Here is a 26,074-nt window from a genome sequence, read left to right as displayed (position 1 = left end):
TTTCTCTCCTGCCTATTGGCCTGAATTATCCGACTGGGTGTTGAAAATAATTTCAATCCGGCGGTTCAAAGCCCGATTTTTGGCGGTGGTGTTGGGGACTAAAGGAGCTTCTGCGCCAGCACTTTCAACCTGTAGCCGTTGTGGTTGGAGCAAGTTAGTGCGTAACTGTTGTGCTACCGTTTCTGCTCGCGCCAATGACAGCGCATAGTTAGAGGAGTAGGTATGTGTATGAATCGGCAGATTATCACTATGCCCACGAACGATAACCTTACCAGTCGTCAGGTTCAGTTGTTTAGCCAGCTCCTGGAGAGGTGTCTGATAGAGTGGATTAAGTGTCGCTGATGCAGAAGCAAATAAGCCGCCTCCCTGTAGGGTTACGCTGACATTATCTGCGTTCTGGCTGACGGTGATATCCTGTTGTTCAATCATCGGTTGCAGAACCTGCCGCAAATGAGCAATAGAGAAACTTTCAGTCGGTAATGCCGCTTCTGGTAGTGGCAGGTCGTATATGGATGTCAACACGGGTTCTGTTTGTTGATCAAGCCGGGTGTTTAATCCGATGTAGAGTGAACCAGTCAGCAGTACTCCAGACAGCGAGCAAAACACCAAAAAATGGGTTAACCGTGATGTCTGATGTGTGTTGACAGGGAGAGGCGGAAGAGTGCTTAATGCCACGGAATATTCCCCTCGCACTTGACGCAGACGTATTGCCAGGCGCTGGGTGAGGGTTTCTAATTGAGCCAGGCCGTTATCAATCAAGCGATAACGTCCACCAAATCCCAGTAACAGACAAAAGTAGAACAGTTCGAGTAAATCGATATGTTTGGCTGGTTGTTCCAGCAACATATCCAGTAGCTTGAAAAACTTTTCACCACCACTGCTCTCTTTATGGAATGTCACCAACAGGCCATTACCTGACCATATGCTATCGCTTCCCCAAGAGGTCAATGCGACTGCTTCATCTAAACAAGTGCACAGACAATAACGGGCGCCGAGAATCGTTTCGTAGCTGAATCCCTGTTGCTGGCACTGTTTCTCAAAGCGATACATTTCTCCAATCAGTTGTTGGCGTAACTGACTGGAATCTTCTAGTTTTGCGGTGTGGCGAATATGTGGCATCGCATTTAATAGTGGATAAGCTGCCTGTACCAATGGGTTACGGTAGTTATGATTCATAGGTTCATTTCCTCCTCATCAGACAGACGTTTAAGCGCCCAAAATGCCATTTTCAGACCAGGAAACTCACCCGCAATATAGAAGGCAAACACCCCGGATTTTCCCAGCGACTGTTCAGTTTTACTGTTTAATTCCAATTTGAAATAGCAGTGCCCATTCTGATAGGGAAGTTGTCTGGGGATCTGTACCAAGTGGCGCAGGGCAATACCTGGCAATTGCAGGCGCACCAGATCGCGTATGCGATCAGCTGGCGCGATTTTGATTTGGGCCGGAAAGTGAGTCATAAAAGAGTCATGCTCCATTTCAGACTTCACGACTAAGACGAAGTGGTAATCATCCAGATTCATCTGTTCTGGCAGTGTTGCGACGCTCAGTCCTGGTAGGCGTTTGGTCAGGGGCAGTGATACAACATGCTCTTCCAGCACAATCGACAAACTGCGTTGCAGTAAAGTACAGAGGCGGGTGAAGCAACCACCGATATCCAGATGGTTGTAGCGGGGTAATTCTCCCTCCAATGTATAAGGCGCTTGAAAAGAACTCATTTCCAGTGCATAGCTGATCCAGCTAAGGAAAAGCATTTCGGGTGCCTGTTGAGGCAGATGCATGATGTGTTGCAGCTGAGCGCTAAAACGGTTTAATAGCGCCAGTCGTAATAAATCACTGGTGCAAGAACCATTACATTGCAGATGACGGCTAAGCTGTCGACTGCGTTGTAATAATAGACCGTACAGATCATGAGTTATGTTCTGTAATAACGGGCTTGTCCAACAGTTAAGCAACGGTGGAATATATCCTGTATCAAGAATGACAATACCATCCTGATTTTTTTCTAAAACCCGCAGTACTCCCATGGCAATCCATTCACTATTCAACTCATTTTCTGGTAGCAGACGCAGGCGTAATCTCCCGCAATGTAAGGTCGTACTACTGAGTGCCAGCGAATTGATGTCATTGACCTCTTTTTCAAATGCTTGATAACGCGCCAAAGAATCGGGTGCATCATCGAAACTGACGGATTCACGTCCGGCCAGATATGCCGGTATAGCTAAGGTGATAATTTGTGAACGTAGTGAAGTGCTGATTGCTAATGCTGGTGGGGCCTCATTGGTTTCAGTAAATTCAAAACTGGTGCCATCAGGCATAATACCGCTGGCCGCCAGCAGTGAGATTTTTCCCAGAGTAAGCTGGCTCTCATCAATTTTTAATGATGAAAACCCCCAATTGTAGGCTCGTTGCAAAGCTCCCCATTGACGTAAGCGTGCATCTACATACTCATCTGCTTGTTGAAAATGGTGAGGTCGTAAAAACATGCCTTCCATCCAGAGAACTTTGTGTGCATTTTTCATGGGTGATCTCCTGAGCATGTGTGATTCATTGATCGGACGCAGATGCTATCTGTAATCCGTGAGAAGTAACGGTAATCAACTGATAAAGCTCAGAAGATGAAAAAGGATTCAAAACCGATAAAGAAGGTGTGGTTAGAAACGATGATAGAGGAATAGCGATCCGCCATTGTTTGTCACTAATATTCTGATACTCGGCCCAAATCGCAATATATTTCTCCGTTGACGGTGTATTAATGGTAATACTGATATCATTTTGTTGTTCTTTTTTCGGCAGTAAGAAGATGGATTTTTGACAAAGTACAGTATCATTCAGCGTTGAATGGGTATCTTTTTGTAAAGACCCGATATCAGCCTGATTAAATTTATCTGGATCACTTAACAATAATATATTTAATTTTAATGGAGCGTGGTTGTTAATATCTCCATGTGTCTGGAATTTAATTGTGTATGGAATATTTTCTTCCGCTTTATTTGCAGAACAACTAACACTTAGAAGTATGCTCAGCAGAATAAAGGCAAAGAAACAATGACTTTTATGACGAGGTAAAAGCAACATAGAAAGTCCTCCATCACAAGCCCAGTAGTAATACCTTAAGCTGGCTGGGAATTAAACGCATGCCAATCATGTTAGTGTTGTTTTGTAAGCTCAGACTGGTGACGCGTGTAGCCGGAAATCCCTTAATTAAGGTGGTAAAAGAGCCGATTAAATGGCGTGAAGGCCCCATGACGGTACCGGAAACAACACCGAGATTGACACCGGGATTATCACCGAAACTTGAATTAGTCACCGTCGCCATATTATGCGCTGGCATGCCCATAAACAGCACCTTATAAGTGTGAGGGGTCGCCATGAGGCCCAGCGTCATATTGGGATATGGAACGGGCACGGGTACAGGTAAAGGTGTCATACAGACATCTGGAAATGCCAGATCCATACCGAAAAGTTGGCAGTTTGCAAACATATCATCACCTACCAAATTAATGTGTTGCTATTTCTGTTAAATAGATTAGCAAATAAGGGAATAGAACCAATAAGGTATTAACCTTATTTCTGGTGATGGGTGATGGAATGAAAATATTAATATTGTTGTTTTCTTTTGTGCATAAAAATAAGGTTTTTGACTGATTTTAATGAGAATTGTATTTCGGAAGAATTCCCGCGGTAGTAGGTGGTAATAACTGAGTAGTTAATGTGAAGAATGGCATTGCCTTTTTTATTTGGTGGCATGGCAGTGTTTGAATCTATTTCTAATATAATGATATTTAAAATCTAAATAAAAGCACTCATGAAGAAAAAAATAGGGTATGTATCGGCCATTACCGTGGCATTGCTATTAGCAAGTTGCTATAAGCCCAATAAGAAAAAAGAGTTAATGGTGAATGAAACTCAAAAAGAGAATCTTAATACTATTGGCAGCGAACAGAAACGAAAAAAGAGGTGGTTACAACATCAAACTGATGACGATGCAACGCAGGGCGGTGATATTCCGAAATCGGCTATGTCAGGTAAAAGGTGGTTACAGCATCAAACTAATGACGATGTGATGCAGGGAAGTGATATTTCAAAATCGGGTATAGCAGATATGGGTTTTGCTGCGTTACAGCCAGAGACAGAAAAGTCCGCTGGAGAAGTACGTGCTAATTTACCTTTGTCTGATGGAAAACTAACCAGCGGTTCAATCGACCTTTTTTATCCATTATATGACGGAGATAGTCGTCTATTTTTTGGTCAAGTAGGCGCTCGCCGTTTCGATGGGCGGAATATCGTTAATTTGGGCATTGGTCAACGTTATTTTCAGGGAGATTGGGCTTTAGGTTACAACACCTTTTACGATATCCAAATATCCGGCAATGCTCACCAGCGGCTAGGATTCGGACTGGAATACTGGCGCGATTATCTGTATCTGTCTGCTAACGGATATTTTGGTTTGACGGACTGGTACTCGTCTTCGGCACTGGATGGTTATGCAGAACGAGCAGCGAATGGCTATGATATTCGCGCTCAGGGTTGGTTTCCTGTTTACCCGCAACTGAGTGGTAAACTGAAATTTGAGCAATATTTCGGTGATGATATTGCGCTGCTTAATCACCAGAATCGTTATAAGAATCCGTATGCGCTAACAATGGGCCTGGAATATACACCTATCCAATTGATTTCATTAGGCATTGATAGAACTTTTAGTCATCGTGGTAAGGATGATACAAAGGTTAATCTATCTTTCAATTATCAGCTTGGGGTGCCTTTATCTCAACAGATTGATCCGACTGTGGCACCGGTAAAACGCACTTTAGCTGACAATCGTTACCATCTGGTTGAACGTAATAATAATATTGTGTTGAAGCACCGAGAAAGAGCACAGCTGAGCCTGTATTTACCAACGGGACTTAGTGGATTTGGTGGAGAAAGGAAACTGATTAATTTCTCTTTCAACGGGAAATATCGTTTAAAACATATCCAGTGGAATGATGGCGCATTACGTGCACGTGGAGGCCGGATCATTGCGTTATCAAATAATAGCTACGTAGTGCAGTTCCCTAATTATAGTCGTCAGCAAAGTAACCATATTACGATCTCAGCGGTAGCGCATGATGAACAGGGAAATGTCTCAAATAGCAGTGAGATGGGCGTATTGATTAATGTGCCGGTTGCGTTGTCTGCTCCTGTAATAGGGCCAGTAGAAAAGGATGAAGCTGAATTGCTGTTACTGACCGGTGAAGGTGGGGAAGTGCCTCCGTTTTTGAATGACAGGGAGGATGAATTGCTGGAGAAACAGCTAGGACAGAAGCGGTTAGAGCAAGAACGATTGGAACAGGAACGGCTAGAACGGGAGCGGTTAGAACAAGAACGACTAGGACAAGAACGGTTAGAGCAGGAACGACTGGAGCAGGAGCGGTTAGGACGGGAGCGGTTAGAACAAGAACGACTAGGACAAGAATGGTTAGAGCAGGAACGATTGGAGCAGGAGCGGTTAGAACGGGAGCGGTTAGAGCAGGAACGATTGGAACAGGAACGGCTAGAACGGGAGCGGTTAGATCAGGAACGGGTAGAGCAAGAAGCGCGGGATGCTTGGTTGAGACAGGAGGAGCAAGAACGGTTAGAGCAGGAACGACTGGAGCAGGAGCGGTTAGAACAAGAACGATTGGAACAGGAACGGTTAGATCAGGAACGGGTAGAGCAAGAAGCGCGGGATGCTTGGTTGAGACAGGAGGAGCAAGAACGGTTAGAGCAGGAACGGTTAGGACGGGAGCGGTTAGAACAAGAACGACTAGGACAAGAACGGTTAGAGCAGGAACGATTGGAGCAGGAGCGGTTAGAACGGGAGCGGTTAGAGCAGGAACGATTGGAACAGGAACGGCTAGAACGGGAGCGGTTAGATCAGGAACGGGTAGAGCAAGAAGCGCGGGATGCTTGGTTGAGACAGGAGGAGCAAGAACGGTTAGAGCAGGAACGATTGGAGCAGGAGCGGTTAGAACGGGAGCGGTTAGAGCAGGAACGATTGGAACAGGAACGGCTAGAACGGGAGCGGTTAGATCAGGAACGGGTAGAGCAAGAAGCGCGGGATGCTTGGTTGAGACAGGAGGAGCAAGAACGGTTAGAGCAGGAGCGGTTAGAACAAGAACGATTGGAACAGGAACGGTTAGATCAGGAGCGGGTAGAGCAAGAAGCGCGGGATGCTTGGTTGAGACAGGAGGAGCAAGAACGGTTAGAGCAGGAACGACTGGAGCAGGAACGGTTAGAACGGGAGCGGTTAGAACAAGAACGGTTAGAACAAGAACGGTTAGAGCAGGAGCGAAGAGATAAAATTTTAGAAAGAAGAAAGGGTACGTATGGCGATAGCGATGACGATAGCGATGACGATACTTATCAGGAATCGCCAGAGACGACAAAAGAACCAGAAAAAAAACCAGAATTACAAGGGGGTAATGGAAGCAAGCCAGACATCGCTCCAAATTTGCTCCTAGATCATCCACTTCTGAATCAGGTAGGTGATAATTCCACTCTTTATACTAACAATACAGATCCAAATGAAGAGGGAAATGAAACTGATTGGGAAGATTAATAATTCTTATAACAATCAATGTCAGCCTAGTAGCTTAACCCGGCAACCTGATTAAAAAGTACTCACTCTTTCCCACATTAAGTATTGTTTGTGGGAAAGGAAAACTTCTGTTTCTGAATAATCGACTGCCAGTGATCAGAAAAACGTTTCGCTGGCAGATATTCACTTTCGTTTGGGCTTTGTTGAGATGAAATAAGTGTAAAATTGATTTTGATCATGATTTAGTTAAATAATTTTGATAAGTTTTATCTGATTGTTATCTGCCATAAAGTATTTATTATCTTCTAGTGTGTTTTTCTTGAATTATAGAGTACCGGAGAGATATAACCCAATTAGATAACTGTTAAACCTGTGGTTAATTTAACGTGATAAGCACAGAGTAATTTGGGTTTTTCACCAGGAAGTATCTCTGAATAATAAGGAGATTATAAAATGAGAACACGCTCATCATTAGTGATTAAACTCACGCTGTTTCTATCACTTACGCTGTTTCTTATATGGCTGATTTCTGTCATAGCGACAGCCTTTTTTTCCTTCAGACATGCACACCAGCATATGATGGATGAGTTATCACATCTTGCGACTTTACGGGCAGATTTAAGTAATCATCGTTTTGAAGACGCTGAGAAAGACGCGCAGGAGCTGGCAAGGCGCTATGACGCCTATTATGAAAAGTATGAAAATGATAAAAATATTACGTCGAATACTGATAGTAAATATCTTCCCATCAATGGCAATATTTGCCAGCCCGATCATGAAATAAGTCAGGATAACTGGTTTATTCAGGCATATGGCGCTGCCGGACAAGCTTATTATCTGGACAGCTTTATTTTTAAGCGATCTCAAGGGATATCAATTTATCCTCCGGAAAAAATCTCAGATGATTATTTTGTCAAACGATGTCTTGAATTGGCGAATTTTCCCATGAGCCCCAATCACGATAATATTTATTGGGGACAGCCGGAGCATATTCCTGGCAGTGGCTGGAGTATTTCGGTTGCTGCGAGTGATAAAATGGGACGACTGACTGGATACGCGATTAAATTCAATGACCTATTATCATACGGACAAGCCGTCACTAATTATGACATCGATCTCTGGCTGGACAGCAATCAACAATTATTGCCATTTTTCAAAGGAAAATTACCGCAGGATCAAGAGCAACATATTCTAGCGTTGCTGAAGAAGGTCAAATTACATGATGGTTGGCAATATATTCCCGGTTATCAGGTATTACGTATCCAGCTTAAAGGTCCCGGTTGGCAGCAATTGGTACTTTATCCTACCAGAGGTCTATTTGAGGAAATTATTGATCAGGCGATTATTCAGCTTCCCTTTGCGTTGGTTATTTTATTCATGATAACGCTGACTTTATTCTGGATGTTGCATCATTACTTAGCCAAACCGTTATGGCAGTTTGTAGATATCATTGATAAAACTGGGCCAAGCGCTCTAGATGTCCGTCTGCCAGAGAATCGGCGTGACGAGTTGGGTCAGATCGCTAGAGCTTACAATGCGTTACTTGATACCCTGAATCAGCAATACTCCACATTAGAAAACAAGGTAGCAGAGCGCACCAGAGCATTAACGGAAGCAAAACAACAGGCAGAGTTAGCCAATAAGCGTAAAAGTCGCCATTTGACGACGATCAGCCATGAATTGAGAACACCACTTAGCGGAACACTGGGGGCATTGGAACTGCTGAAAACCAGTGAAATGGACAACGAACAACTGCAACTTGCAGAAACGGCACACCAATGTACATTATCTTTACTGTTTATTATCAATAAATTACTTGATTTTTCGCGCATTGAAGCTGGGCAAGTTGAATTGCAGTATGCAACCTGTCAGTTGTTACCGTTGTTGGATCAGTCAATGGCGACGATACAGGGAATGGCACACAATAAAAGGTTGACGTTAGAAACTTTTGTCGCCGCTGATGTACCGCAATCATTAGTTCTTGATGCAATCCGTGTAAAGCAGATTCTGGTGAATTTGTTAGGAAATGCCTGCAAGTTTACCGATGATGGCGGCATTTGTCTGACTGTTACCCGTTCAGATAACATGCTGATTTTCGATGTCACGGATAGCGGGTGTGGTGTGGCACCAGAAAATATCTCATCGGTATTTAATCCCTTTTATCAGGTGCAAGAACATGCTCAGGGCACAGGGCTTGGGCTTGCTATTGCGGCTACGCTAGCCAAAATGATGGGAGGAAGTTTGAAGTTCAACAGTGCTTTTGGTTTAGGCACCAGCGTGGTATTTCAACTGCCGCTGACAGATTTTATTGAACCAGAGTTATTGCAGGGGGAAGTCGATGCACCATTGGCTTTACATCGTCAACTAATGACATGGGGCCTCACTTGTTTGTCAAAACAGCATTACGGCGAGTTATCCGCCAATGACTTACGTTTTTTGCCGGGTCGCTTGCGGGATATTGTAGAACGTCAGCTATCTGGAGCACCGTCACCTGTGCAGGATAATGTACCGTTACAGCCCTGGCGTATGCGTGTGTTATTGGTGGATGATGCAGAGACCAACCGGGACATTATTGGTATGATGCTGACCCGGTTAGGTCAAGAAGTGCAGTACGCTAAGGATGGTACCGAAGCACTATTGTTAGGAAAGCGTTACCGTTTTGATCTGGTATTAATGGATATATTGATGCCAGGGCAATGTGACGGTCTGGAAACTACCCGACTTTGGCGTATTGACTCTGACAATCAGGATTCAGAGTGCATGATTGTTGCTCTGACGGCAAATACGGTTGCCGAGGAAAAAGAGCGCGCTGCTCAGGCTGGAATGAATGATTACATATCCAAACCGGTTACGATTAACCAATTGGCTCAAATATTAGAGATGACTGCGGAATATCAGTTACGGCGTGATATTGATCTGATGGTACAGCAAGAAACAGACAAACCATTACTATCCATGAACTTATTGCGTATGCAGGAAAGGGTCCGCAGGGAATTATTAACTTTACTCAACGAAGTTGAACAACATGTTACTCAACAGGAGGTATTAGAAAAGCTCTTACATTCCATGAAAGGAGTAAGTGGGCAGGCAGGGCTTAATTCGTTGTTATGTATCATTGTTGAGATGGAAAACCAAGTACATAACGGTGCGCTGCCGCAAGAGAATGAGCTGATGAAACTACGTAAATTGATTAATGCAACACTGTGCTCTGCTGAGGAACATGAGCAGAATGCACCTTTTTCCGTGAGGTCCTAATATGATTTGCTATAAAGTTTTGCTAGTGGATGATCATGAGCTGATCATAGATGGAATAAAGAACCTTCTTGCTGCATATCCGCGTTATCAAGTAGTCGCGCAGGTTGATGATGGGCTAGCTGTTTATGCTGCCTGCCGAGATCTTGCACCGGATATTGTTATTCTTGATCTTGGTCTTCCTGGGCTAAATGGATTGGATATTATTCCACAACTTTGCCAACGTTGGCCGGATTTACGCATACTTGCCCTTACTGCCCATGATGATGAATTAACGGCCAGCCGTGTACTACGTGCAGGGGCATTAGCCTATGTTTTGAAAACCAGCTCACAGCAGATATTACTTGCTGCAATTACCAGCGTTGCAGCTAAAAAAAGTTACGTTGATCCTAACCTGAATCAAGAGGCTGTTCACCGGTTAGGAGAGGGAACGAATGATGACAGTACATTACTTACTCGACGCGAGCGCCAAATATTACAGCTAATCAGCGAAGGTAATGGCAACCGTAATATTGCGGAGATGCTAAGTATTAGTGTTAAAACAGTAGAGACTCACCGCCTTAATATGATGCGAAAACTCAAAGTTCATAAGGTCACTGAATTACTTAAATACTCGAGAAAGTTAGGATTAATAACTTGATCATGCAGACAGCATTAATGCTGATGGGTGACAATTGGCTATTAAAAATAGCTTGCAGAAACAGCCCGATTTATAGGGCTGTTTTTGTATTTGTCAGTAATATACCCTTCATCTTTCAAGTTGCTGCTTTGTTGGCTGCTTTCACTCACCCCAGTCACATAGTTATCTATGCTCCTGGGGATTCGTTCACTTGCCGCCGCGCTGCAACTCGAAATCTATTGGGTATAGTACAATTAAGGTCACCTAAGATGAGTTTATAACGCCAGTTTATGCAGGCATTTTTTATTTTATATGTCAACGTTTACAGGCGAGTTAGAAAATAGAACTTGTTTTAAACACCTCGTAGATGCCATATAATATTCCTTATTTTTTATATAATTATTTTATCTATTTCGCTAACAGGATTATTTCATGAGCACTAAAGTTATGCCTATCCCATCATTCGGTCATGATATGGTTATCAATGAGTCAATTGCTCTGGTTGATCAAGAACACCTCAACGCATTAGTAGAGAAGCTCGATATTTCTCAACCTGCGGCGGTGATCAGTTATGGTGCCAAACCTATGGGGGAAATTGCTCGTTTTGCCGATACCTTATTAGAGAATGTACGGACGAAAGAAGCTAATGAAGTAGGCCAGAAACTTTCAGCTTTAGTCATGTTTATTCGCGAACATGATGCATTATCCGCAGAAGAGAAGAGTAGTAACTTTCTAAGAAACTTACCGTTGATCGGTGGAATTTTTAAGAAAGTCGAACGCACCATGATTGATCAGAAGACGCTAACACAGCAAGTCGATACCATTGCCACTCATCTGGATAATGCAATGCTTAACTTGCTGCGTGATATTACTGTGTTGGATCAACTTTACGATCGTAATCTCGGTTTTTATAAAGAAGTATCGCTCTATGTTGAAGCGGGCAAACAGAAGTTACAACAGATTAAAACAGTGGAATTACCTGCACTACAGAGAAAGGCTGCAACGTCTCAAGACATGATGGATGCGCAGAGTGTTAAAGATTTGCTGGAAGATATTAATCGTTTTGAACGTCGTCTTCACGATCTGGAACTGTCAAAAACCATTGCTATACAGACTGCACCACAGATTCGTATTGTACAAAATAACAACCAGCAACTGGCGGAAAAGATCCAGAGCAGTATCCTTTCGACATTACCAATCTGGAAAAGTCAGATGGTACTCAATTTGTCACTGAAAGCGCAGGGTAAAGCGGCTAAATTGCAAAAAGAGGTGGCTGATACGACTAACGATTTATTGCGTAAAAATGCTGAAATTCTGCAACAGAGCAGCATTGCAACGGCTACTGAAGTGGAGCGCTCTATCGTTGATATTGAAACCCTGCGCGATGTGCAGAGTCGTTTGGTCAATACGATTGAAGATACCATGCGCATTGCGTCAGAAGCGCGTATTAAGCGGACTGAAATCGAACGAGAATTGTCCTCAATGGAAGATAATTTACGCCAGCGTTTAACTGCGGCGGCTAATGCACAATATTAATCATCTTATTATTGCCTAATAGATTTCCAGTTGCAGCGCGACGGCAAGTGAGCGAATCCCCAGGAGCATAGATAACTCTGTGGCCAGGGTGAGTGCAGCCAACAAAGAGGCAACTTGAAAGATAACGGGTATAGATGCTTTCCTAAGACAGTAATGGATAATAGATAAGAGTAAAATACATATATGCCCACACCTCAATCATCGGCTGACCATGATGCGGCACAGCAGCAGGAACAGGAAGAGATATCCCTGTTCGATAGCATTAAGCGGTTTTTATCGCGTGTACTGTTTCATATCATAGTTTTTGTCATCGCGTTTACGTTGGCCTGTGTCGCTTTGTTCACTCCTTGGTCTTTTTTAACCTTGCCTGCGGATAATAATCATATTTCCAGCATGGTGCTATTGTCAGGCTATATCGGATTATTAGCTCTTTATCCGCCACGTCCACATAGATTGGCAACTTGGGCCGGTTGGTTGGTGGTGGTGTTGAGTCCGTTGGCGGGACTGTGGGCTGTTGCATTATCGTTTGGTGGGTTAGCGACTTTGCTCATTACTATTATTGGACAACGTAAACTAGAGGTAAGCAGATTCCCATTATTGCTGATAGCAGCGCTTATCATTGTATTGCTGTTTAGAATGGATGCCCATGCTATTCCTGTTTGGTTCGGTGCTGCATTTTTTGCCATTGTGCTGATAGTGGCGTTTGTTGAATTCTGGCTCCATCTCCGGCGGCGGAAAGCGTTGCAACGTCAACAACGGATTGTTGCTCGTCAACAAGCAGAAGAGCAGCGTCGGCAAAATGAAGCGCTGGCAGAGTTTGCTGAATATTATGAACAATTGGCTCAGATTACGAGTTATAAGTCTGGCATGACGTATGAGATACAGGAGTTGGTTAGCCAGATTGAGGAGAAAACGCAGGCGATCATTGGCTGTATGCAGGCTGATGCTAGGGATGTCACTCCCGGTAAATTATTTCTCAACCGTTATTTGCCAATGATCGTTAAGTCATTGGAACGTTGTGTTTCGTTAAAGGAGCACAATGCTCATAGCACGCAATTCGAAGAGGTGAGATTACTGACTTATCAAGGGATACGGGAAATGAGTGTTGCATTTAGTGAAATGCATCAGAGTCTATTGGATAACGATATCGACGATCTACGGGTAGATCTGAAAGTAATGAATCAGTTGATCCGTTCTCAAGGATTTGGTGCCAAGCACGATCAATAAGGCTGAAGAAATTGATGAGAATTACGGAGGGGGACTACTGGATAGACTGTTTGTCACGGTGGGGTAGTTAACGATAGTTCGCTTGAGCGGCTTGTTAATTGAGTCTCTATGAGGAGCCTAATGCAATCCTTTTGGCAATCGGCCTAGCGGCATAGCATTGTTCGCCTGGCCTCTTTAGAGATTGCTAAGCTACAGGCAATTCATTTATTTAAGATTTTGCCATTTTGTTGTTAATCACACCGGAATAGATAAATAATTCTGGTATATCCTGCCGTGAAATGTATTAAAAATGTGTAATTATCATGGACAGGGCAAGGAATTTTCTAACTAAGGTTGGTTTTCGATTTGACAAAATTGATAAGGAAGGTTGAATGTCGATTAACTCATTGTTCTCTATGCTGATAATAATAACTTTATTTGTTATTAGCAATGTGGGATTCATTTCTCTTGATTTAACTATCAAAGAAATAATAACGATATGGTCAAGCAAGGAGTATAATTCATCTGGATTATCTCTTCTTATTCGTACCACTGATTATACCCTTCATCTTTCAAGTTGCTGCTTTGTTGGCTGCGTTCACTCACCCCAGTCACATAGTTATCTATGCTCCTGGGGATTCATTCACTTGCCGCCGCACTGCAACTCGAAATCTATTGGGTATATGTGATGCTGACTAACAATTTATTGTTTGTTTTCTGTACCACCCTATTCTTGTTTCGAAATAAATTAAAACGCAGCTTACGCATGATTTTTTTATTTTTTTTAATCAGCCTGCTGAATAATACTGCTACATTTGTTTTCATCCTGAATTTGTCAACTCATTTTCAATTTATTCCAGAACGTGTGCTAAATTGGATACTGATTTTATTTCCTGTTTCAATGATTATTATTTATATTCTGGCAAGGAAGAACACAAATGAACAATATACCCGTCATCCTCCAAGTTGCCTCTTTGTTGGCAGCACTTGCTCACCCCGGTCACATAGTTATCTATGCTCCCGGGGATGCGTTCACTTGCCGCCGCGCTGCAACTCGAAATTTATTGGGTATAGTTAAAATAGTCATCATCAAAATCACTTTTTTATGAAAGATGATAACCATATCGTTTTAATGGTGAAAAATTCAAAATAAAAAATTAAATTATATAGTATAAAAAATAGAATTATATTACATCATTAGATAAAAAGAATAATATCAATATATCCCATCATAGTGGCAATGCTACGGAATTTTTAAGTGATTAAACTTAATTATTCTACTACTGTCATATTAAGTAAATTCACCCATTGAATTAATTTAATAGTTAATACATTATAATTAATAACAAGAGGTAATTACTTCTCTTAAATATAATACATATACTTAATAGATTTCGAGCCGCAGCGCGGTGGCAAGTGAACGCATCCCCAGGAGCATAGATAACTCTGTGACTAAGGGAAGTGAAAGAAGCTAACAAAGCAGCAGCTTGAAAGATGAAGGGTATAGATAAGGTTAAGCTAATACCGCGCACTCTAATTGCTCCGATCTTATTAAATATTGGAAACGGTGTTGAAATATAAAAATGAATTATTTAAATAGAAAACTTCCTACAATTAAACAATTACAATGCTTCCTCGCTGTTGCTTATGAATTAAACTTTCGTCGGGCTGCGGAACGGATGCTGATGACTCAACCCCCATTGACTCGGCAAATCCAGTGCTTAGAAGAAATGCTCGATTGTTCTTTATTTACCCGAAATACTCATCAAGTTTATTTGACTGAGGTGGGCATTCAATTTGAAAAACAAGCTAGAGAACTTATAAACCAATTGGCTCATTTGGTCAGAGAAATAAATAGAGAAAGTTGTACGGTAAAAATTGGAATCACACGTACGTTAGATTCCAGCCTCATTCCTGCCATTTATTCTGCCTTTAAGTTACTAGACGATACAAATGTAAGATTCTCTCATCAGTTGGTCTCAAAACAATTACTGCAAATGTTAAGAAGTGGGAAGTTAGATATTGCCTTAGTAGGCGAAAAACCTCTTAGCCATTTACAAGAATTTAGTTTTTACTGGCTTGATCGTGAACCGTTGATGCTAGCTCTTCCCTCTGTCCATCCTGCAAGCCTTAAAGAACGAGTCTTATTACAGGATGTAGCTGATTTACCTTTATATTGGTTTTCACGTAGAGCGAATCCGGGCTTCTACGGTAAATGCGAAACCTATTTTCAACAGTTGCCATTTCCCTTGAAACGAATACCAAAACCTGATGATTCATTGATTATGCTGGCTAATATAGCCAAAGGGAAAGGAATGGCACTGATGCCACAGTCAATGTGTGTATCAATGCGCGAGGGCCTGTGCTATCGCAAGTTAGATAAGTCAGACAATGAGCAGCTGAACATTGATATCTATTTAGTAATACGTAGTAATGAACATCGTGATAATGTGTTGCATATAACCCAAAAGTTGCTTGCTATTTCTCCAAAAAATTAATGACCCAGACAATATTTCGATATATATCCAATAGATTTCGAGTTGCAGCGCGGCGGCAAGTGAATGCATCCCCAGGAGCATAGATAGCTATGTGACTGGGGTGAGTGAACGCAGCCAACAAAGCAGCAACTTGAAAGATGAAGGGTATATGAACAAAATTGCAATGAGCAGCTTGTTGATTGTTTTAAGTGACTCTTGTCAATGAAGTTTACATTACTTGAAAGGTTTGGTCTCATCTTGTCCTGAAAGTTTTGCCCTATTTAGAAACACTGTGTCTGCCAGAAAGTCTGCAACTTTTCTTATTTTGAGGGAATGCGCTAAATCTGCTTGAATTACCAGCCATAAAGGTTGATCTATGCCCAAATTACTTGAAACACATATGAGACCCGCTGCGTTGGCTACAAAATGTGGAAGTACTGCTAATCCCAAGCCTGCTTTTACAGCAGAAATTTGAGCAGAAAGGGAAGTTGTGGCTACAGAAAGTGGGCGACCTTTGAGTATTTGTTCAACCCATTTGAATGTAAAGAGTTGAGATTGATCATCTGTCCACCCAATAAAGTTATCGTTTTCATATTCTCCTCTAAGCGCTCCTGATGAATGAGTTGCCAGGTAATCTTCACTTCCATAAAGACCAAATCCTAAGATTCCTAATTGACGAATAGTTACATGCCCTCTCTCTGGCCTAATTATGCGAAGTGCCAAGTCAGCGTCGCGACGATGTAAATTGACAGTATGAATATCGGTAATGATCTCCAATGTTAGATCCGGATAATTTTTCCGTAAGCTTGGCAAGCTAGGAATTATTAAACTATTTGCGAGCGTCTCCGTGGTAGCGATGCGAACTTTCCCCGAAATTTCCATGCGTGTATCAGCCTCAAGCAACAACGTATTTGCTGCCATCTCCATATTTTTCGCTTTTTCCAGAAGTTCAGTCCCATCTTCTGTTAGTTGATAACCAGCTTGATGGCGGAGGAACAATGGCATCCCAAAAGTTGCTTCAAGTCGTTCAACTCTTCTGGATACAGTTGCAACTCCTATCTTAAGGAGATTTGCAGCCCTACTTATGGTACCGGTTCGAGCTACTGCTAAGAATATACGTATATCATCCCAAACAAGAGACTGTGCAATCCGGCTTCCATTTTTGGAAAGTTGAATTCCGATATTATCTACATCTTTCATATTTGATATGTGCCACAATTATCTTGAGAAAAGCAAACGAGTTTAATACATGGCGATTTCTTTGGATATTTAATATATCAACGGTCATTTCTTCATATATTGAATGTCGAATCGTTCCATTCTTAGGCTGTCATTGTTGTTCAATAAATAATGGCGGTCAAAAGTACTTGTTGCTTACTTGAGACCAGCATTGATGAGTTAATTGGAAATAAGTTAACACCACACATCCAATCCCCATCCTGACTAAGTCTACTTGTTTAATATGATTATGATATGAGAGGCCATTATGATGAAGAAAAGAAAAATATTTATTACAGGTGCTGGTGGAGGTATTGGGTCTTCATTAGTTCAGGATCTCCTGCAAGCAGGTCATTTTGTAGCTGCTGGAGACATCACATCAATTAATACTCACGATAGTAACAGTGATTCAGCTCGTTTAATCCCCCTTCAGTTCGACATACGGGATGTCAATAGCTGCACCCAAGCTGTTCAAACCGCAGTGGAGACATTTGGTTCAATAGACACACTGATTAATGTGGCAGGTATTTGCTACGGGGGCGATCCACTTACTGCGTCACCCGAAGAATGGGAGAACACATTTGATATTAATGTAAAAGGTATGTTTCAAATAACTCAGGCCGCTTTACCGTACTTACAAGGAAAAGAGCGCTCTGATATTGTGAATATATCTTCTGTATGGGGAGTAGACTACAATCCGAATCTACTCTCATATTCAGCATCAAAGTTTGCAGTAGAGGGTTATACAGGTGGATTGCGTGAGTGGGGCCTTCCCAGAAATATACGCGTGACGTCGTTGCAAGTAGACAAAGTCGATACCAATTTTCGTCGCAATTTAGGTAATGCGGGTGTTTTCCCTGATGAAAAATTGAGAAAAATGCTTACACCAAAAGATGTTTCAGAAGCTGTATGCTTTGTTCTCAATACAAACTCGACTGCGCATGTATCATATATGCGTCTTGATGCTCCATTATGGTATCAATTAGAAAAATAAGGTCATTGTTATGCGAGTTACACCACAGCTAGCCGTCATTTTGACTCTATTTGCAACCTTCTTTTGGGGCTCCAATTTCCAGGCAACAAAACTCGCTCTCAGCAGCTTACCTCCATGGACTGCGTCTGTTGAACGTTTTGTCTTTGCTGTCTTAGCTATTTTTATCTTTATGGTCCTTAAGGGCGGTATTCACGGTAAGGTACTGAGACAAAATCTCCTTGCATTCATTATTCTTGGAACGATTGGCGTCGCCGGCTTCAATGGGGCTTTGTTTGTTGGCTTGCAAAGCTCCAGCCCTGTCACTGCTGCATTAATAATGGCTACAACTCCAATTTCTGCCAATATTCTGGAAGCCATAATGAATCGCCGTTTTCCAGAGCTTATCCGTGTGTACGGGATGATGATTAGTCTATTTGGTGTAGCGTTAGTTATCACTAATGGTCAATTGTTTTCTGGCGGAGCAATTCATACAGCATCTGGCGACTTAATCATTTTAGCGGGTAGTCTCGGTTGGGCAATTTACACAGTGGGAACCCGCACGTTTGTTACAGGTGCTACTCCTCTCGAAACAACTAGTTGGACGATGCTTTTTGGTACTGTGATATTGGCTATGATTGCCATTTTCGTTGAATCACCGGTTCCTTCATTATTCTCAGGAAAACTTGAGAGTCATCTGGCGAGTGTCTATATGGGGATCGCCGGTTCCGTTTTTGCCTATCTTTTTTGGAATATAGGCATTGCTACTAGAGGACCAGGAAAAACAGCGATATTTTTCAATTTCGTTCCAATTTTTGCTCTTGGTATACAAGTAGCGATGGGGGATATTCCAAGTTTAGCACAAGTTATTGGAATAATTATCACTATTGCAGGGGTACTTTTAGGGCAGGGGGTGGTTACTTCGAGGTTTATATCTAAAGGATTGCCGGCGAAATAATAATCTATACCCTTCATCCTTCAAGTTGCTGCTTTGTTGGCTGCGTTCACTCACCCCAGTCACATAGTTATCTATGCTCCTGGGGATGCATTCACTTGCCGCCGCGCTGCAACTCGAAATCTATTGGGTATACAATAATTAGTTGTTTGTTTTCTAGGGGGGGCTTGGGAAAATGGAAATATACTGTCCCCCGTTCTCTCAAAATCTGATGGGTAACAGCAGTGCCCAGAAGACCACCTTTGCCACTCAGGCCGTCTGGCGTTTTCTTAATAATGGTCGTATTTCATTTAGCCAGCTTAATCAGTTGATGATTGAGCTGGCCCAACAGGGCATCTCTCAGAGTTCCCATTCAGCATGTGGGCGTGCTCAGATTCGCTGTGGCTTTCTTTTAGCGAAGCGCCAAAATCACGGCATTCACTTGCATACTGATTAAAAGCGGTGAAATGGAGTTTGCTGAGTCTTTTCTTCCGGTATTTGGTGACAAAAACGAGATGCCCATGCAGAAGAAAGGCTGCGTGCCGGGAACGATTGATTGGGTATTTTTGCATTGAAATTAACCGGATAGGCTGTAGGATAGTGAACAAAATGACGACATACTGAATGCTCATGCTCATCCTGAAAGCCTACAAATTCAGACTCGAACCCTCAGTAGCACAGTCGCAGCGTCTGCACTCGCATATCAGTAATATCCGCCACGACTACCTTACATAAAACCACAACGACAATCAGCAAAAACTACGCGATGATAGTCATTGAGGGTTTGAAGGTCAGCAAGATGTCGAAATCGGCAAAAGGAACTGCCGAACAGCCCGGGCGTCATGTTCGAGCGAAGTCGGGCTTAAACCGTTCGATACTGGCTCAGGGTTGGTACGAAATGCGCCGTCAGCTTGAGTACAAGCAACGCTGGCGTGGTGGTCAGGTGTTAGCCGTCCCGCCGGCCTATACCAGCCAGATTGAAGCCAGAATAACGATAACGCGAGCGGTCAAATCGAAGCGTATCGATGAAGAAACCGGAACAAGGCTAAAAGTGCAGTCAGGTTCGCTGTTCCGGGTCAGGCTGATAGTTATCCGGATGATGGATGAGGAACTGACCCGGCTAGCCGCAAGTGTGTTGGATCAGTTCGGAGATGTGTAGATACCTATGACCTGGAAGGAAATGGTTTCCCGCGAAAAGTATGGTGAAAGAAGAGATTGATTTTAAGTACCTTGCTCATACTCATTATGAACGAGTGACCGCCAAAGCCACTCCTTCACCACCGCCAATACACAGCGCAGCGATACCATTCTGCAAACGGTTCCGTTTCAAGTTATGGATTAACGTCACAAGAATGCGACATCCAGAAGCACCGATGGCATGTCCTAAAGCAATAGCACCACCATAAGGATTGACACGCTCAGATGGAATACCACACGAAGAAAGCACAGCCAAAGCCTGTGCAGCAAATGCCTCGTTTGATTCAAGTACATCAACATCCTCAGGCTTCCACTGCTGTTTTAATATACACTGGTGTATCGCTTCAATGGGAGCCGCTCCCATAAGCTCGGGCTCAATACCTGTATTGGCAAAGCCGCTCAAAGTAGCCAATGGCTGTAAATTTAGACTTTCTGCTTTCTCGCGGCTACATAATAACACTGCTGCAGCGCCATCATTCAGGGAAGATGCATTACCGGCTGTCACGGTCCCTTCTTTCTGAAAGACAGGCTTCAGAGAAGATAATTTTTCTATGCTAGTCTCCCGTGGCCCCTCATCTTGTACGAAACGGAGAATTTCTCCCTTTCTTCCGGCTATCTCAACAGCAACAATCTCGTCATTGAAATATCCCGCCTGTTGAGCATGAACAGCCCGGTGATGTGATAGAAGCGCGTATTCATCCTGTTGAGCACGTGTTATATTAAATTGCTTTGCGACATTTTCTGCTGTTACTCCCATGTGAAAATGATGAAAAGCATCCCAAAGGCCATCATGTACCAAACTATCTTTCAGTTCACTGTGGCCGAGACGAATCCCTTGTCGAGACATGGGTAGAATGTGAGGAGCCAGAGACATGTTTTCCTGCCCACCAGCAATAACTATCTCCGCTTCACCACTTTGGATCGCTTGCATACCCAAATGAACAGCTTTCAGACCTGAACCACAGACCTTATTAATGGTCATAGCTTGGATAGTAACTGGTAACCCCGCTCGCAATGCAGCTTGCCGCGCTGGATTTTGTCCACAACCGGCCGTCAGCACTTGTCCCATAATGACCTGTTCAATATCTAGTGCAGCAACACCGCTTTCTGCTAGCAAGGCTTGGATGACCGTACTGCCAAGAAAAGTTGCAGGTTGAGCAGCTAGCGAACCCTGGAAACTGCCTGTTGCCGTACGTTTAGCAGCAACAACAACAACGTCTCTCATGATTTCCCTCCTGTTTCACTCTTCAGTGCGTTTTTTTGAGCTATAGCTGTACGGAACGCAGTTAGCCCATTCATGCAGGCGGGAATACCAGCGTACACTGCCATCTGGACTACAATCTCCAATAATTCTTTCTCTGTGACTCCTACATTAAGTGCAGCGCGCATATGCAGTTCTAATTGAGGCTGAGCATTACCTAAAGTAATTAAAGAGGCTACTGAGAGCATCTCACGCGTTTTGAGATCCAAACCTTCACGTCCTACAATTGCACCAAAGGCATAATCAGTAATCAAAAATGGTAAGTCTGCATCCAGTTCTGCTAAGCTTCCCATTACTCGATCTGCCAAACCTGGCTCTAATGACTCCATAATAGAGCGGCCATGTTCAGTTAATTCTTCACCCATTTTCATCTTGTTTTCCTTACTAATAGTTATTCTGTGTGGTTTTTATAATTATCATTCTTTTCAATTTTCATAATATTCTTCAATAAATATGGGCACTTTCAGTAAGAATTTCCCAATTATTCCTTCGGGCATATGCGGCTAGATTTGTGTTATCACCAACGCAAACCGGATTTCCTGTAGCTTCTAACATCGATACATCAGAAAGGTCGTCGCCATAAGCAAAGCTATTTTCTAGATCAATATGTTGGTTGTATGAAAAGGAAATTAATGCTTTTTTCTTTCCTTCTCCTATGGTTTGTGGTTCATCTATCTCTCCTGTTAGTTTTCCTTCTTTATTTAACAATAATTGCGTACAAAGAATAACATCCACTCCCAAGTGCCGTCCCAATGGTTTTAATAAAGGCAACATGGAGCCGGAGATAAATACTGTTAAATGACCATAAGTCTGATGCTTATAAAACGCATCTATTGCTGACGAAATATAAATCTCATCCTTTTTAAGAAACTTATTAAACCAATTCTCACCCTCTTGATACAACTCATCTATATAAACTCCACTGAGTTGCCGATAATACATACGATTTAATTCTTCTCTTTTCGCTCCCTGAGAAAGAGCAGTTGTAAACCGCTCATTAAATGCATTATATTCATGCTGACGTTGGCGACAATGGCACCAAAATTGATAAAAATGAAACATACTTTTCATTTTTATCAAAGTTTCGTCAACATCGAAAAAGGCCGCTATTCGCTTCACAGTTCCTATTCTCCTAATAAATCTTTTGATAGGATTTAGTTAAAAAATCTGTTTAATTACATTCTTATAGTTATTTGCCTTGGTATTACGATTATTTAAAAAGTAGTGAATTCACTGAAAGAAGCAGTAGGTAATTTTAGATGAGCATGGATATCTCCCCCCAAACCATATAAACCTATCGCACCACCAAAACTTTGCTGACAACTCATAAAAAGAACAACAATGTTGATAATCCGGTTACGTTCCTTTCCCTCTGAGGGGAATGGATTAGGTAATTCTGCCCAATATTCTGCGTTCCCTTCAGCATCAGTAACAAAAACGTTAGGTATTCCGAGTGGCCCAGGGCGACTAGGTTTTTCAGGAGCCAGATCTCGTTCACGCAGACTCATAACAGTATAGACACTGTGTGGTACCAGATGCTTAAAGGTAAAATCAAAGCGTGCACTGCGCTTGTCTTTACTCAGAGTTACTGTCAGAGTCCCCTTAGCCTTCATCCAATCCCGCAATGTGATAGGTTGCAGTTTACGTTGTCCGTCAGAAGCTCGGAAATCAGCAATATATCCTTCATGTAATGGCCTGCTTGGTCGCTGATCTCGAGCAGCTTCTGGTCGCTGTTCTGGAGCAAATATCATAGGATAGTTATTCATCGGTAGCGGTAATGGCAATGTATATAAGGTTATTTTTGCCAGATGGTCCTTTGACTGAGCATCAAGATCCTGAACAATATGATATGGTTCAACCTGTCCATAAGGTGGCAACGGACTGTTCTGATCCACAATTGCACAGCCCCAACGAATACCATTATCAGAGGGAATCTGACCGACCACGACAAAATTCCCGTGAATATCCACCACCTCAGCAGGGGGATAAAGGGGCCCCTGCGTAGTGACGGCCAGATCATAAGTTTGGCCGTATTTTTCAGGCATACACCTTCTCCTCAACAGCTGGTGTGCTTATGTGTTGAGTCTGCAAAATGGCCTCAGTGATTTCGTTAGCCATTGCTGCTTCTTTTTTGCTGATCACTTTTTCTGGATAAACCGTGAAGGAAACAGCCATAGATGCACAAAGTGTTGTATGTTGTGAGATATGAATATTAGCTTTAAAACGGGAACGGCGATCATTAATATCCTCTTCTACCAATTCATAATTAACTACTGCTGGTAAAGGGAATAAAAAGTTTGAAAATTTTATATTCATATCATTGATGACATAATAAGACTGTCCTACTTTATCTGACATATAAAATTCTTCTGTCACAGCTATAAAAGTCTGACGACAAGCCTCAATTAAAATCATTCCTTGAATATGTTGTCCTGTTTGGTGGTCAGCCATTAATTCACAACGCTCATCAATTAATAGGGGTAAAGAAAATAAATTTTTATTCACTTTCTCTGCAGCACCTATCACCGTATTATGCGTTATTTTTTTATGGGAGTATGCATTTTTCCTCGAAACAGTTAACTGTTGCAAAGTAGTTAGATCTATTTCGTTATTATAGCACTGGTTTCTCTTCTGATTATCCAATACTTTTTCAGCAAAATCATATCTTACTCCCTGACCAACAATAAACTGCTTCTTTGTATCAATAATATGAGCAGGGATTTGTGTAATAAGATCCAATTGGCTAATGGTAACGACATCTTTACCATTGGCAAATGCATTAAATTTGTCCCCTACAACGACTATTTTTTTACACGCGGCTGTTTTCATTTTCTCTACCAGATTTTAAAACATCAAGAAATAGAACGATAAATACGGGTATAAAGACCACCATTTCCACCTGTAATGTAGTTATCCCCAGCTTGCTGGATAATGTTCAGATAACGTTCATTGGTAAACACTTCTAAATAGCTTTCTTTATCTACATTAAATGCTGAAATAAACATAACACCAGGTTGACCACTAATCAGAGAATGGTAGGCCTCAAAACTGGTAATCTTTTCTTTATTTTCCCGCACTACATTAAAGATTGTCTCTTCACGCCATTGACGGTATTCTTTATAATTTTCTGCCGGTACTTCTACATGGCGAAGTTGAATATACTCTGTAACAGGAAGTTCATCTTCCGAGTCAATTGGCGCTTCAACAAATTTTAACAATTCACGGCGAATATCTCCTTTCAATATTGAAGAAAAACTCTGAAATGCCGATTCTAATTCTTTTTCACTTTCGCTTATTTTATCAATAGATGAAAAAGAACGAAGTTCTAATAATTCATTAATTCCAGGTTCGTCTGAAATAAAATATTTTTTATTGTTTTTATTCTTCAATGTATTGAAGTTATTAATGTCAGTGTGTTCTTTTAATGGAAAGCGTGTGATGATTATATATTTCGCAGACATTTTAAATTATCTCGTTGTTTAATTGGTCGTCGTATAATAACGATTTTATGATTTTTTGGAATTGTTATTTTTGTGATATATTTATTATATTAATAGCTTCATAAGATAATTTCTGTTCCATTTAAGAACAGTAATTCCGAAAGTCAGTAGATTCAGACTAGTATTACAGCTGTAGATACTTTTCCTTGATGCTCACGACACTGAGAAATCACATGAATTAAACTTTTCTATGAGAGTCTCTTCTGTTGAAAAAATGAAGTACGGGTGGAGTACTAATATATATCCTATGGATTTCAAGATGCATCGCGACGGCAAGGGAGCGAATCCCCGGGAGCATAGATAACTATGTGACCGGGGTGAGTGAGTGCAGCCAACAAAGAGGCAACTTGAAAGATGACGGGTATAGTTAGGAGTCTTGATTAATTTAACCTTGATATGACAATCCGGTATATATTATTTACGCCAGATTTTTTGCGTTAAAATTAAATAAAAAATTTATAATTATTATATAAAGTAAATAGTTAAATTGAAATTATAATCGTTATATCCGACATTCCGCACCCAATTCAGGAATAAAAAGACTCATACCATTGACCCAATATTTTCAACAGGTCACTTTGGTACGGTTGTATACCCGTTACCCTCCGATGCTCTTGAAATTCGAAGGTATTAATCCCTTCAAAGGTTAAAAATACCCAACGGGCGGTGGGCGATTGTGTCTGCCGGTTTTTCATATCCGGGTAAAATGCCGCATTTTGTTTCAATCCGCTGCGAATTTTATGCTCCAGCGCAGCATAAACCATTAAACTGCATGTCATCACCATCAATAAAGCTTCGATGCGTTCCGGTTTTTTCAGATACAGGGAAGCGGTCAGGAACTCCGGGCTTTTCAGAAACCGGAAGCCCCGCTCAACCTTTTGCTGGGCTTTGTAATTAGCCAGCAAAGTTTCCATATCAAGGGCTTCCTCGTCCATGTCGTTGGTGGCGAGAATAAACATCCCCACCTGGAGTCTGGCATCGGCAGCTTTATCCAGCTGGCTGTAAGCCCGGCCCGATAGCTGATAATGAATCTGAGCGCGTTGATCTTTCGCCGGACGTCCACGCCCCTGATAAGTCACGATTTCCTTCGCCTCCGGAGCGTCAACAGCGAGAAACTGGCAGACGGATTCAAAATCACGCAGGGCATGTAACGCATCTTCCTTGCAGGCAAACGCTTTTTTGCACAATTTTTCAAACAAAATGCGCGATCGCCGTCAATCTTATTGGCGCTACAAAGATATAAAGCGTGCGTAAGATCACACTATTTTTAAATCAGGAATGAGGTGCGGAATGACGGCTTTAAAAATCTTTATCTCTCATCATAAGAATCTATCACAATAGG

General features: G+C 42.0%; 20 protein-coding genes and 3 pseudogenes. 10 read left to right on the top strand and 13 right to left on the bottom strand.

Translation table 11 applies throughout. The features are described from left to right. Window positions 1-12: 12 nt before the first annotated feature. Genes icmH through BDD30_RS09155 form a run of 4 tightly spaced genes read right to left on the bottom strand, consistent with a single transcriptional unit; the run spans window position 13 to window position 3,484 of the window. Window positions 13-1,176 carry a type IVB secretion system protein IcmH/DotU gene (gene icmH, locus BDD30_RS09170; protein ID WP_015835868.1) on the bottom strand — a complete coding sequence of 388 codons (1,164 nt, stop codon included), beginning with the start codon at window positions 1,174-1,176 and terminating at the stop codon, window positions 13-15. Continuing rightward, a complete protein-coding gene (gene tssK, locus BDD30_RS09165) occupies window positions 1,173-2,522 on the bottom strand; it encodes a type VI secretion system baseplate subunit TssK (RefSeq protein WP_015835867.1) in 1,350 nt (449 codons plus the stop codon). Before tssK ends, icmH begins: the two co-directional genes overlap by 4 nt. 25 nt (window positions 2,523-2,547) lie before the next feature. Beyond that, entirely contained in the window at window positions 2,548-3,078 is a 531-nt protein-coding gene (gene tssJ, locus BDD30_RS09160; protein WP_015835866.1) for a type VI secretion system lipoprotein TssJ, read from the bottom strand. A 13-nt stretch (window positions 3,079-3,091) separates the two neighbouring features. Continuing rightward, a complete protein-coding gene (locus tag BDD30_RS09155) occupies window positions 3,092-3,484 on the bottom strand; it encodes a DUF4150 domain-containing protein (RefSeq protein ID WP_015835865.1) in 393 nt (130 codons plus the stop codon). A gap of 324 nt (window positions 3,485-3,808) precedes the next feature. Here BDD30_RS09155 and BDD30_RS09150 point away from each other — a divergent pair, with 324 nt between their 5' ends. From BDD30_RS09150 to BDD30_RS09115, 6 genes are all read left to right on the top strand, one after another. After that, the gene (locus BDD30_RS09150; protein ID WP_015835864.1) at window positions 3,809-6,583 is read left to right on the top strand and encodes an inverse autotransporter beta domain-containing protein; all 2,775 of its coding nucleotides are present in this window, start codon (window positions 3,809-3,811) and stop codon (window positions 6,581-6,583) included. Window positions 6,584-7,015: 432 nt separating this feature from the next. Continuing rightward, on the top strand, window positions 7,016-9,817 hold the full coding sequence (locus tag BDD30_RS09145) for a two component system sensor kinase (protein ID WP_015835863.1): 2,802 nt from the start codon (window positions 7,016-7,018) through the stop codon (window positions 9,815-9,817). Between the two features lies 1 nt (window position 9,818). Continuing rightward, entirely contained in the window at window positions 9,819-10,454 is a 636-nt protein-coding gene (locus tag BDD30_RS09140; protein ID WP_015835862.1) for a two component system response regulator, read from the top strand. A 411-nt stretch (window positions 10,455-10,865) separates the two neighbouring features. After that, complete coding sequence (locus BDD30_RS09130; RefSeq protein WP_015835861.1) at window positions 10,866-11,969, top strand: toxic anion resistance protein; 1,104 nt, start codon at window positions 10,866-10,868, stop codon at window positions 11,967-11,969. 183 nt (window positions 11,970-12,152) lie between these two features. Continuing rightward, window positions 12,153-13,196 (top strand): 5-bromo-4-chloroindolyl phosphate hydrolysis family protein, encoded by a 1,044-nt coding sequence (locus BDD30_RS09125; protein ID WP_015835860.1) that lies wholly within the window; start codon window positions 12,153-12,155, stop codon window positions 13,194-13,196. Between the two features lie 1,562 nt (window positions 13,197-14,758). Continuing rightward, entirely contained in the window at window positions 14,759-15,673 is a 915-nt protein-coding gene (locus BDD30_RS09115) for a LysR family transcriptional regulator (protein WP_015835859.1), read from the top strand. Between the two features lie 213 nt (window positions 15,674-15,886). On the opposite strand, the gene BDD30_RS09110 is transcribed toward BDD30_RS09115, so the two are convergent. Beyond that, the gene (locus BDD30_RS09110; RefSeq protein ID WP_015835858.1) at window positions 15,887-16,852 is read right to left on the bottom strand and encodes a LysR family transcriptional regulator; all 966 of its coding nucleotides are present in this window, start codon (window positions 16,850-16,852) and stop codon (window positions 15,887-15,889) included. A 286-nt stretch (window positions 16,853-17,138) separates the two neighbouring features. Between BDD30_RS09110 and BDD30_RS09105 the strand changes: the two genes are divergently transcribed. From BDD30_RS09105 to BDD30_RS23540, 3 genes are all read left to right on the top strand, one after another. Then, window positions 17,139-17,864, top strand: coding sequence for an SDR family oxidoreductase (locus BDD30_RS09105; protein ID WP_015835857.1), 726 nt, complete (start codon window positions 17,139-17,141; stop codon window positions 17,862-17,864). Window positions 17,865-17,874: 10 nt separating this feature from the next. Continuing rightward, window positions 17,875-18,798, top strand: coding sequence for a DMT family transporter (locus BDD30_RS09100; RefSeq protein WP_015835856.1), 924 nt, complete (start codon window positions 17,875-17,877; stop codon window positions 18,796-18,798). Between the two features lie 172 nt (window positions 18,799-18,970). Beyond that, window positions 18,971-19,231, top strand: a complete 261-nt coding sequence (locus BDD30_RS23540) for a hypothetical protein (RefSeq protein ID WP_041382446.1) — start codon at window positions 18,971-18,973, stop codon at window positions 19,229-19,231. Here BDD30_RS23540 and BDD30_RS09095 read toward each other — a convergent pair. Next, window positions 19,149-19,346 (bottom strand): annotated as a pseudogene (locus BDD30_RS09095) (transposase); the annotation flags it as partial. The gene BDD30_RS23540 and the pseudogene BDD30_RS09095 overlap by 83 nt on opposite strands. Window positions 19,347-19,410: 64 nt before the next feature. Between BDD30_RS09095 and BDD30_RS24160 the strand changes: the two are divergent. Then, a pseudogene (locus BDD30_RS24160) lies at window positions 19,411-19,750 on the top strand (RNA-guided endonuclease TnpB family protein); the annotation flags it as partial. A gap of 267 nt (window positions 19,751-20,017) precedes the next feature. Here BDD30_RS24160 and BDD30_RS09080 read toward each other — a convergent pair. The 7 genes and pseudogenes from BDD30_RS09080 to BDD30_RS09050 all read right to left on the bottom strand — a co-directional run. Further along, window positions 20,018-21,196, bottom strand: coding sequence for an acetyl-CoA C-acetyltransferase (locus BDD30_RS09080; RefSeq protein ID WP_015835853.1), 1,179 nt, complete (start codon window positions 21,194-21,196; stop codon window positions 20,018-20,020). Further along, window positions 21,193-21,603, bottom strand: a complete 411-nt coding sequence (locus tag BDD30_RS09075; protein WP_015835852.1) for a carboxymuconolactone decarboxylase family protein — start codon at window positions 21,601-21,603, stop codon at window positions 21,193-21,195. The genes BDD30_RS09080 and BDD30_RS09075 overlap by 4 nt, the downstream gene beginning before the upstream one ends. 73 nt (window positions 21,604-21,676) lie before the next feature. Then, a complete protein-coding gene (locus BDD30_RS09070; protein ID WP_015835851.1) occupies window positions 21,677-22,351 on the bottom strand; it encodes an HAD family hydrolase in 675 nt (224 codons plus the stop codon). Between the two features lie 95 nt (window positions 22,352-22,446). Further along, window positions 22,447-23,277, bottom strand: coding sequence for a hypothetical protein (locus BDD30_RS09065; protein ID WP_015835850.1), 831 nt, complete (start codon window positions 23,275-23,277; stop codon window positions 22,447-22,449). Then, a complete protein-coding gene (locus tag BDD30_RS09060; protein WP_015835849.1) occupies window positions 23,270-24,061 on the bottom strand; it encodes an AfsA-related hotdog domain-containing protein in 792 nt (263 codons plus the stop codon). The genes BDD30_RS09065 and BDD30_RS09060 overlap by 8 nt, the downstream gene beginning before the upstream one ends. Before the next feature lie 23 nt (window positions 24,062-24,084). Then, window positions 24,085-24,693 (bottom strand): hypothetical protein, encoded by a 609-nt coding sequence (locus tag BDD30_RS09055; protein WP_015835848.1) that lies wholly within the window; start codon window positions 24,691-24,693, stop codon window positions 24,085-24,087. A gap of 566 nt (window positions 24,694-25,259) precedes the next feature. Continuing rightward, window positions 25,260-25,928: pseudogene (locus tag BDD30_RS09050) on the bottom strand (IS1634 family transposase); the annotation flags it as partial. Window positions 25,929-26,074 lie beyond the last annotated feature (146 nt).

It is taken from the genome of Photorhabdus asymbiotica (assembly GCF_003634575.1).
Classification (GTDB): domain Bacteria; phylum Pseudomonadota; class Gammaproteobacteria; order Enterobacterales; family Enterobacteriaceae; genus Photorhabdus; species Photorhabdus asymbiotica.
The sequence above is the reverse complement of the archived record's forward strand: the minus strand, read 5'-3'. Positions and strand labels throughout refer to the sequence as shown.

Bases quoted from the DNA above. Each gene is read 5' to 3' on its own strand.
- icmH (WP_015835868.1), bottom strand. From the start codon at position 1,176: ATGAATCATAACTACCGTAACCCATTGGTACAGGCAGCTTATCCACTA.
- tssK (WP_015835867.1), bottom strand. From the start codon at position 2,522: ATGAAAAATGCACACAAAGTTCTCTGGATGGAAGGCATGTTTTTACGA.
- tssJ (WP_015835866.1), bottom strand. From the start codon at position 3,078: ATGTTGCTTTTACCTCGTCATAAAAGTCATTGTTTCTTTGCCTTTATT.
- BDD30_RS09155 (WP_015835865.1), bottom strand. From the start codon at position 3,484: ATGTTTGCAAACTGCCAACTTTTCGGTATGGATCTGGCATTTCCAGAT.
- BDD30_RS09150 (WP_015835864.1), top strand. From the start codon at position 3,809: ATGAAGAAAAAAATAGGGTATGTATCGGCCATTACCGTGGCATTGCTA.
- BDD30_RS09145 (WP_015835863.1), top strand. From the start codon at position 7,016: ATGAGAACACGCTCATCATTAGTGATTAAACTCACGCTGTTTCTATCA.
- BDD30_RS09140 (WP_015835862.1), top strand. From the start codon at position 9,819: ATGATTTGCTATAAAGTTTTGCTAGTGGATGATCATGAGCTGATCATA.
- BDD30_RS09130 (WP_015835861.1), top strand. From the start codon at position 10,866: ATGAGCACTAAAGTTATGCCTATCCCATCATTCGGTCATGATATGGTT.
- BDD30_RS09125 (WP_015835860.1), top strand. From the start codon at position 12,153: ATGCCCACACCTCAATCATCGGCTGACCATGATGCGGCACAGCAGCAG.
- BDD30_RS09115 (WP_015835859.1), top strand. From the start codon at position 14,759: ATGAATTATTTAAATAGAAAACTTCCTACAATTAAACAATTACAATGC.
- BDD30_RS09110 (WP_015835858.1), bottom strand. From the start codon at position 16,852: ATGAAAGATGTAGATAATATCGGAATTCAACTTTCCAAAAATGGAAGC.
- BDD30_RS09105 (WP_015835857.1), top strand. From the start codon at position 17,139: ATGATGAAGAAAAGAAAAATATTTATTACAGGTGCTGGTGGAGGTATT.
- BDD30_RS09100 (WP_015835856.1), top strand. From the start codon at position 17,875: ATGCGAGTTACACCACAGCTAGCCGTCATTTTGACTCTATTTGCAACC.
- BDD30_RS23540 (WP_041382446.1), top strand. From the start codon at position 18,971: ATGGAAATATACTGTCCCCCGTTCTCTCAAAATCTGATGGGTAACAGC.
- BDD30_RS09080 (WP_015835853.1), bottom strand. From the start codon at position 21,196: ATGAGAGACGTTGTTGTTGTTGCTGCTAAACGTACGGCAACAGGCAGT.
- BDD30_RS09075 (WP_015835852.1), bottom strand. From the start codon at position 21,603: ATGAAAATGGGTGAAGAATTAACTGAACATGGCCGCTCTATTATGGAG.
- BDD30_RS09065 (WP_015835850.1), bottom strand. From the start codon at position 23,277: ATGCCTGAAAAATACGGCCAAACTTATGATCTGGCCGTCACTACGCAG.
- BDD30_RS09060 (WP_015835849.1), bottom strand. From the start codon at position 24,061: ATGAAAACAGCCGCGTGTAAAAAAATAGTCGTTGTAGGGGACAAATTT.
- BDD30_RS09055 (WP_015835848.1), bottom strand. From the start codon at position 24,693: ATGTCTGCGAAATATATAATCATCACACGCTTTCCATTAAAAGAACAC.